General features: G+C 63.2%; 7 protein-coding genes. 4 read left to right on the top strand and 3 right to left on the bottom strand.

Going from position 1 to position 6,403, the window contains the following annotated elements; all coding sequences use genetic code 11:
* Nucleotides 1-200: 200 nt before the first annotated feature.
* Together BFQ01_RS29375 and BFQ01_RS29370 are read right to left on the bottom strand one after the other, a co-directional pair.
* Entirely contained in the window at nt 201-998 is a 798-nt protein-coding gene (locus BFQ01_RS29375; protein ID WP_065928059.1) for a nucleotidyltransferase domain-containing protein, read from the bottom strand.
* The gene (locus BFQ01_RS29370) at nt 995-1,474 is read right to left on the bottom strand and encodes an AAA family ATPase (protein ID WP_027608492.1); all 480 of its coding nucleotides are present in this window, start codon (nt 1,472-1,474) and stop codon (nt 995-997) included. The genes BFQ01_RS29375 and BFQ01_RS29370 overlap by 4 nt, the downstream gene beginning before the upstream one ends.
* A 157-nt stretch (nt 1,475-1,631) precedes the next feature.
* Here BFQ01_RS29370 and BFQ01_RS29365 point away from each other — a divergent pair, with 157 nt between their 5' ends.
* Together BFQ01_RS29365 and BFQ01_RS29360 are read left to right on the top strand one after the other, a co-directional pair.
* Nucleotides 1,632-2,045 carry a DUF2231 domain-containing protein gene (locus BFQ01_RS29365; protein WP_065928058.1) on the top strand — a complete coding sequence of 138 codons (414 nt, stop codon included), beginning with the start codon at nt 1,632-1,634 and terminating at the stop codon, nt 2,043-2,045.
* Nucleotides 2,042-3,340 (top strand): PQQ-dependent sugar dehydrogenase, encoded by a 1,299-nt coding sequence (locus BFQ01_RS29360; RefSeq protein ID WP_065928057.1) that lies wholly within the window; start codon nt 2,042-2,044, stop codon nt 3,338-3,340. Before BFQ01_RS29365 ends, BFQ01_RS29360 begins: the two co-directional genes overlap by 4 nt.
* A 30-nt stretch (nt 3,341-3,370) precedes the next feature.
* On the opposite strand, the gene BFQ01_RS29355 is transcribed toward BFQ01_RS29360, so the two are convergent.
* The gene (locus tag BFQ01_RS29355) at nt 3,371-4,279 is read right to left on the bottom strand and encodes a LysR substrate-binding domain-containing protein (RefSeq protein ID WP_065928056.1); all 909 of its coding nucleotides are present in this window, start codon (nt 4,277-4,279) and stop codon (nt 3,371-3,373) included.
* Nucleotides 4,280-4,372: 93 nt separating this feature from the next.
* On the opposite strand from BFQ01_RS29355, the gene BFQ01_RS29350 reads away from it, so the two are divergent.
* Nucleotides 4,373-5,362 (top strand): DMT family transporter, encoded by a 990-nt coding sequence (locus tag BFQ01_RS29350; RefSeq protein WP_065928055.1) that lies wholly within the window; start codon nt 4,373-4,375, stop codon nt 5,360-5,362.
* A gap of 56 nt (nt 5,363-5,418) precedes the next feature.
* Entirely contained in the window at nt 5,419-6,339 is a 921-nt protein-coding gene (locus BFQ01_RS29345) for a bifunctional helix-turn-helix transcriptional regulator/GNAT family N-acetyltransferase (protein ID WP_065928054.1), read from the top strand.
* Nucleotides 6,340-6,403 lie beyond the last annotated feature (64 nt).

Raw genomic sequence — 6,403 nt, 5'->3', positions numbered from 1 at the left:
GGACGCACTGCCGATTCAAGCCCGAGCCGCGACCGACGCAGCCTCGCCAAAGCTCGACAGCTGCTACGAATGCCAACCCCATCAAGGCCCCCCCGTAGCAGCTGCCGAGCGCAAGCGAGGCTGCGTCAGACGCACTGCCGATTCAAGCCCGAGCCGCGACCGACGCAGCCTCGCCGGGGCTCGACAGCTGCTACGGGGTTTTACGCGGTGCTGGATAAGACGGTATCTACGATGGGTGAAGCCATCCAATCCAGAAAAGCTCGAAGCCGCGTGGTGAAGTTTTCCATCGTGGCGCCAGGGTTCCTGGCCTCAAAGAGAAAGAACGCAAGGTGAGTGACCCGCTGCGGATACCCCCGGACGAACATCGCCACATGCTCTTCGAGGGTGCGCGGCCATGTCGACGCATCTTCCGAAAGCAATACATGGGTGGACCTGATCAGCTTGCGTGAAGCCTCGCGCTGCAAGCTAAGGCGCTGCGTTTCGGTGTCGGCGCACGCGATGCGCGTGAGGTACGCGCTCAATACGGCGTGAAAATCACCATTTACCGCCAGCGCGATGTCACGGGATGGCCGAAACCGTTCGAAATGCACTGACAGATCATTGCCCCACAGGCAGCGGCACTGGTGTTTGAGCCAGAAGCCCCACCTGTTGCGGTTTTCCGCCGCCAGTACTTGCGCGCGGTGGCCGATATCGAAATCCACCTTGGTGACAAGGGGATGCCGCTGCTCCAGTGCACAGCGGACTGCCTCCAGCCGGGCCAATAGCTCCGCCGTTGCCGGCTCGCGCAGCACCAGGGTGAGGTCGAGGTCGGAAACACCGGGAATGGCGTCGCCCCTTGCGACACTGCCGTAGAGATAGAGGCCGTCCAGGCCCAGGTCGTCCCTCGAGAGCGACGCGCAGACGTCCGCCAGCAACGGCTGGTATTCACGCTGCACGGGGGTGTCGGGGACGGTGAGGATAAAACCGTCCGCGTCGATGCCCGCAGAAGGCGTACTCATGGGCGATGCACCTCGATCACCAGCCCTTCCGCCTCGCTCGGCACGCAGAAATGCCGGGTGATCAGGTCGAACTCGGCATCCGTCGCCGCGAAATCATGATCGCCCCGGGCATTGCGCGCATGCAGCCTTGCGCGGCAGGTGGCGTCGTCCAGCTCGAGGTAATGCAGGCGGTGCGGCACCTTGGCGGCCTGCGCCAACCCCAGCAGCCATTCGCGATTGGCCAGGGTATTGGCGGGAAAATCCAGCACCACGTTGACGCCGGATTCAAGCAGGTTGATCACCAACGGGCCCAACACCCCGCGAATACGCTGGGCACAGCGCAGATAGTCGGCGATCGAGAGGATTTCACCGGGGTACAACTGGGCGAGCCAGGTGTCTTCGCTGAGCAGGATGGCGGCGTGTTCGGCCACCAGGGTCTTGGCCAGTGTTGACTTGCCCGAGGCGATCTTGCCGCACAGCAGGTGCAGGGTTGGCATGGGGACGGCTCCTTATGTGAAGCCCTGAGCATGCCAGCTTTCAGGCTGGTTCTTAATATTTCGACACGAATTATGCTGAACTATCTGATACGTAAGGCGTTCATTTTCTATGCGCAGCCCCGACCAGGGGCGTTGTACAACAAGGAGCCGCCTTACCATGACAACCCTTCCCGCCTACCGATACACGCCGGGGCCGCTGCATGCGACCTTGCTGGCCGGCACCGTGCCGCTGTTTCTGGGTGCCTTGCTCAGCGACATTGCCTACACCCAGACCTACCAGATTCAATGGGCCAACTTTGCGTCCTGGTTGATTGCCGGTGCTCTGGTGTTCTGTGGGCTCGCGTTCCTGTTTGCGCTGGTCAACCTGCTTCGCGCCGAGCGCAAGGCGGGGCAACCCACGCGGTATGTCCTGCTGCTGTTAGCCACCTGGGTATTAGGGCTGGTCAATGCCTTTCAACATGCCAAGGATGCCTACGCCTCAATGCCTGCCGGGCTGATCATGTCGGCCGTCGTCTTGCTGCTGACACTGGCGGCCACCTGGACCGGCCTGCGCTCGGGAGGTGCCAAATGAAAACGTCCCACACACTGAGCGTATTGAGCGCCGCGCTGTTGCTGAGCGCCTGCGGCGGCGAAGGCGAAGGCGACAAGACCCAGGCCCGTGGCCCCGACCCCACGTTGCCGGAGCAACAAAGCAGCCTGTTGCCGAGCATGAAGATCGCCGAGCCCACCCCCTGGGGCGATCAGAAACCCCAGGTACCCGAGGGCTACAGCATCACGGCCATCGCCACCGACCTGGCCATCCCGCGCCAGACGTTGGTGCTGCCCAACGGTGACATCCTGATCGCCGAAGGCCGTGGCGGCAGTGCGGCCAAGCTCAAGCCCAAGGATGTGATCGCCAGCGTGATCAAGGCCCAGGGCAACACCAAGGTAAAAGGCGGCAACCGCCTGACGCTGCTGCGCGATGCCGACGGTGACGGCACCTATGAGTTGAAGACGGTGTTCGCCGACAACCTCAACGCGCCCTACGGCCTGGCGTTTGCCGATGGCAAGCTCTACGTGGCCAACCAGGATGCGCTGGTGCGCTTCGACTACACCGATGGCCAGACCAAGGCCAGCGGCGCACCGGTGAAAGTCACCGACCTGCCGGCGCAGATCAACCATCACTGGACCAAGTCCCTGGCAGTGAGTGCCGATGGACGCCAGTTGTATGTGGGGATCGGCTCCAACAGCAACGTGACCGAACGTGGCATGGAAGTGGAAATCGACCGCGCCATGGTCTGGCAGATCGACGCCGCCACCGGCGCACACAAGCCCTATGCCACTGGCCTGCGCAACCCGACGGCGCTGACCATCCAACCCGACTCCGGGCAACTGTGGACGGTGGTCAACGAACGCGACGAACTCGGCCCCGACCTGGTGCCCGACTACCTGACGTCGGTGAAAGAAGGCGCGTTCTACGGCTGGCCCTACAGCTATTGGGGCCAGAACGTCGACCCGCGCGCGCAACCGCAGAACCCGGCCAAAGTCGCCGTCGCGATCAAGCCCGACTACAGCCTGGGCTCCCACGTGGCCGCACTCGGCGTGGACTTTTCCATCCCGGCCATGGGCGAGCAATTTGCCGACGGCGTATTCGTCGGCGAGCACGGCAGCTGGAACCGCGACAAGCCGGTGGGCTACAAGGTGATCTTCGTGCCGTTCAGTAATGGCAAGCCATCGGGTGAGCCGATTGATTTCGCCACCGGCTTTCGCGGTGACGACGGCAAGACCCGTGGGCGCCCGGTGGGGGTGACGGTGGACCCGAAAGGCGCGCTGATCATCGCCGACGACTTGGCCAATACCGTGTGGCGGGTGACGCGCAAGCCATAGCGGCATATGACAGGGGCGGCGGCGCCCCTGTCAGCCTTCATCCTGCAATTGCGCCTCCAGCCAGTCGAGCAACGCCACGACCTCGGCCCGGCTGCCCTCTCCCTGCTGCCGGTAAATCGATAGCGCCTGGGGCAAATGCACACTCTCGACACAGGGCCTTACCAGCGCCCCGCTGTCAATCAACCGGCTCGCCGTACGCCGCCAGCCCATGGCGATCCCATGCCCTTCCACCGCCGCCTGCAACATCAGCGGGTAGCTATCGAAGGTCGCACCGCGCACCTCCCCGCTCAAGGCCTGGCCGAACACCTGCAACCAGCTGTCCCACTCCATCAAGTGCGGAGGATGGGAGCTGTGGTGCAACAAGGTGCGCGACTGCAACCCGGCGAGCGACAGCGGTGGTTTGCTGTCCAGATAGCCGGGGCTGCACACCGGGAACACTTCGTCGGCGGCGGTGAACATCAGCGGATGGCTGCCACTCGCGCGCCCGGTACTTTGCAAGGCCACGTCGAAGTGACTGGTGAACTCCGTCAGGGGGCGGGTGGAGGTCACCACCTGGATTTCGATGTGCGGGTATTGCTGGTGGAACGTCGACAAGCGCGGCATCAGCCAATAAAACGCTTCGCACAACTGACACAGCAACACCACGCGATGACTGTGGGGTGACCCCCGCAGGCTGGTGGCACTCTCACTGATGCTGCGCAGCGCTTCGCCGACCACCCGGCCCAGTTCCCGCCCCTCTTGGGTGAGGAACACCGCCCGGTTGCGCCGACTGAACAGCTTCACCCCCAGGTTGTCTTCCAGCCCGCGAATCTGGCGGCTGATGGCAGCCTGGGTGATGTGCAGCTCATCGGCCGCCTTGGAGAAACTGCCCAGGCGTGCCGCCGCTTCAAACGGCAACAGGCTGGCCAGGGGCGGCAGGGTCTTGCCAAGTGTATTCATAATCTGAGGTTATACATCCACGGCCGAGAACTCGTTTGTAGCACACCCGCATGACTGGGCACCATGGATCCATTACCTCAATGGATGCCCCGGATGAACGCTGCACAGACCTCCATTGCCGTCGGCGTGCTGCTCGCGGTTGTTGCGACATTGGGCTGGGCGTTGAACTTCATCGCGCCTTACGTCACCGGCGACTACAGCCTCTGTGACTTGATGGCTGTGCGATTTCTGATCGCCGGCACATTGGGTGTCATGGGGGTGATCCTATGCCGGGCACAGTTGCACTTGCTCGGGCCCGGCCAGGGATGCCTCGCCGCAGCACTCGGGGCGTTGGGGTGCCTGGGCTACGGCGTGTGCATCGCCGCCGGCGTGATGTTCGGCGGGCCGGTCATGACCCCGGCGTTTATCGGCACGGTGCCGGTGTTGTTGGCCCTGGTGGGTAACGCCAGCACGAGGACAGTCCCGTGGCGCCGCCTGGCAACCCCTTTGTCATGCCTGACGGTGGGCCTCTTGCTGTCGAACATCAGCAGCTTTCATCAACCTTCATTGGACACAAGCGCCTGGTGGGCAGGGCTGTTTTTTTCCCTGAGTGCAGTTGCTCTCTGGTTGTGGTTCAGCGTGATCAACCAAAGGCAACTGACACACCTTGCGGCGCAGGCAACCGGTCTCTGGACCGCACTCATGATGGTGGGCAGCGGTGTCGCCACCCTGTGCCTGCTACCGTTCATCCATGGGCTTGGCATGTTCAAGCTGCCGATGCTCGGCTTCGGCCTTTCCCAGGCTGGCCCGCTCTATGCCTGGAGCCTGGTGATCGCGGTGATGTCCACCATGGTCGGCGCCTGGGCCTGGAACGCCGCGACCCGACGCCTGCCGATGGTACTGAGCGGCCAATTGATCGCCCTCGAATCCCTCTTCGCCACCCTGCTCGGCCTGGGGTTTCACGGGCGCTGGCCCACACTCATGGAAGCCGTGGGACTGGTTGCGGTGCTGATCGGCGTGGCCATGGCGATTCGAATCATATTGACGAGCCCACAGGCGACGGCCAAGCCTGGGATGACCATGACCGGCGATCATAGCCGTTGACATGCTTGCCTGAAGCAACAATATAATTGACTAAGGCAACCATTCGAGTATCCGCCATGTCCACTCCCCTGCTTGTGGAACGCGCCGGCATCGTGCGCGGCTTCAATCGCTTCTACACCCACCAGATCGGCGTGCTGCAGGAACACCTGTTGCACAGCGACTATTCCCTGACTGAAATTCGGGTGATGTACGAGCTGTCCTCCCGTGGCGACCTCACCAGCGCCGACCTCTGCCAGATGCTCAGCCTCGACGCGGGTTACCTGAGCCGCCTGACCAGTGGTTTCGAGAAAAACGGCCTGATCCAGAAAGTCCGCTGCGCCACCGATGCGCGCGCGGTGCAATTGCACCTCACCGATCTCGGCCGCGCGGTCCTGGCGCCCCTGGAACAGCAGACCCAGGATGAAGTCATCGCCCTGCTCGAGAGCCTGCCCGAACCCCGGCAGCAGCAATTGACCGACGCCATGCAACGTATCCAGGCCCTGCTGCAAGACCGCCCGTCGAGCTACCTGCTGCGTGATCCACGGCCAGGGGATATGGGCCTGGTGGTGCAGCAGCAAGCGGCGCTGTATGCCCGCGAATACCACTGGAACTGGGAGTTTGAAGCGCTGGTGGCGGAGATCGTCGCCAAGTACCTGCGCGAGTTCGACCCGGCGCGGGAGCGCTGCTGGATCGCGGAGAAGGAGGGCGAGGTGGTCGGCTCGGTGTTCGTCGTGCGCCATGACGAGACAACCGCCAAGCTGCGCATGCTCTACGTGGATGCGAGTGCGCGGGGCCTGGGCATCGGCCAGCGCCTGGTGGACGAATGCCTGCGCTTTGCCCGCGATGTCGGCTACACCCGCATGATGTTGTGGACCATGAGCGCCTTGACCGATGCGCGCAAGCTCTACCAGAAAGCCGGTTTCGAGTTGGTGGAAGAGGAGCCCACCTTGAGTTTCGGCAAGCAACTGGTCAGCCAGACCTGGGCGCGCGCGTTGTAGAAAAGGCGCTTGAAGGAATGGGTCTCGACACAACGTTATGGGTGATTCGACGGACCTGTGGCGA

This window comes from Pseudomonas sp. 8 R 14, assembly GCF_900005955.1.
Lineage (GTDB): Bacteria > Pseudomonadota > Gammaproteobacteria > Pseudomonadales > Pseudomonadaceae > Aquipseudomonas > Aquipseudomonas marginalis.
The sequence above is the reverse complement of the archived record's forward strand: the minus strand, read 5'-3'. Positions and strand labels throughout refer to the sequence as shown.

Coding starts and splice junctions, on each gene's coding strand:
- BFQ01_RS29375 (WP_065928059.1), bottom strand. CDS start 998: ATGAGTACGCCTTCTGCGGGCATCGACGCGGACGGTTTTATCCTCACC.
- BFQ01_RS29370 (WP_027608492.1), bottom strand. CDS start 1,474: ATGCCAACCCTGCACCTGCTGTGCGGCAAGATCGCCTCGGGCAAGTCA.
- BFQ01_RS29365 (WP_065928058.1), top strand. CDS start 1,632: ATGACAACCCTTCCCGCCTACCGATACACGCCGGGGCCGCTGCATGCG.
- BFQ01_RS29360 (WP_065928057.1), top strand. CDS start 2,042: ATGAAAACGTCCCACACACTGAGCGTATTGAGCGCCGCGCTGTTGCTG.
- BFQ01_RS29355 (WP_065928056.1), bottom strand. CDS start 4,279: ATGAATACACTTGGCAAGACCCTGCCGCCCCTGGCCAGCCTGTTGCCG.
- BFQ01_RS29350 (WP_065928055.1), top strand. CDS start 4,373: ATGAACGCTGCACAGACCTCCATTGCCGTCGGCGTGCTGCTCGCGGTT.
- BFQ01_RS29345 (WP_065928054.1), top strand. CDS start 5,419: ATGTCCACTCCCCTGCTTGTGGAACGCGCCGGCATCGTGCGCGGCTTC.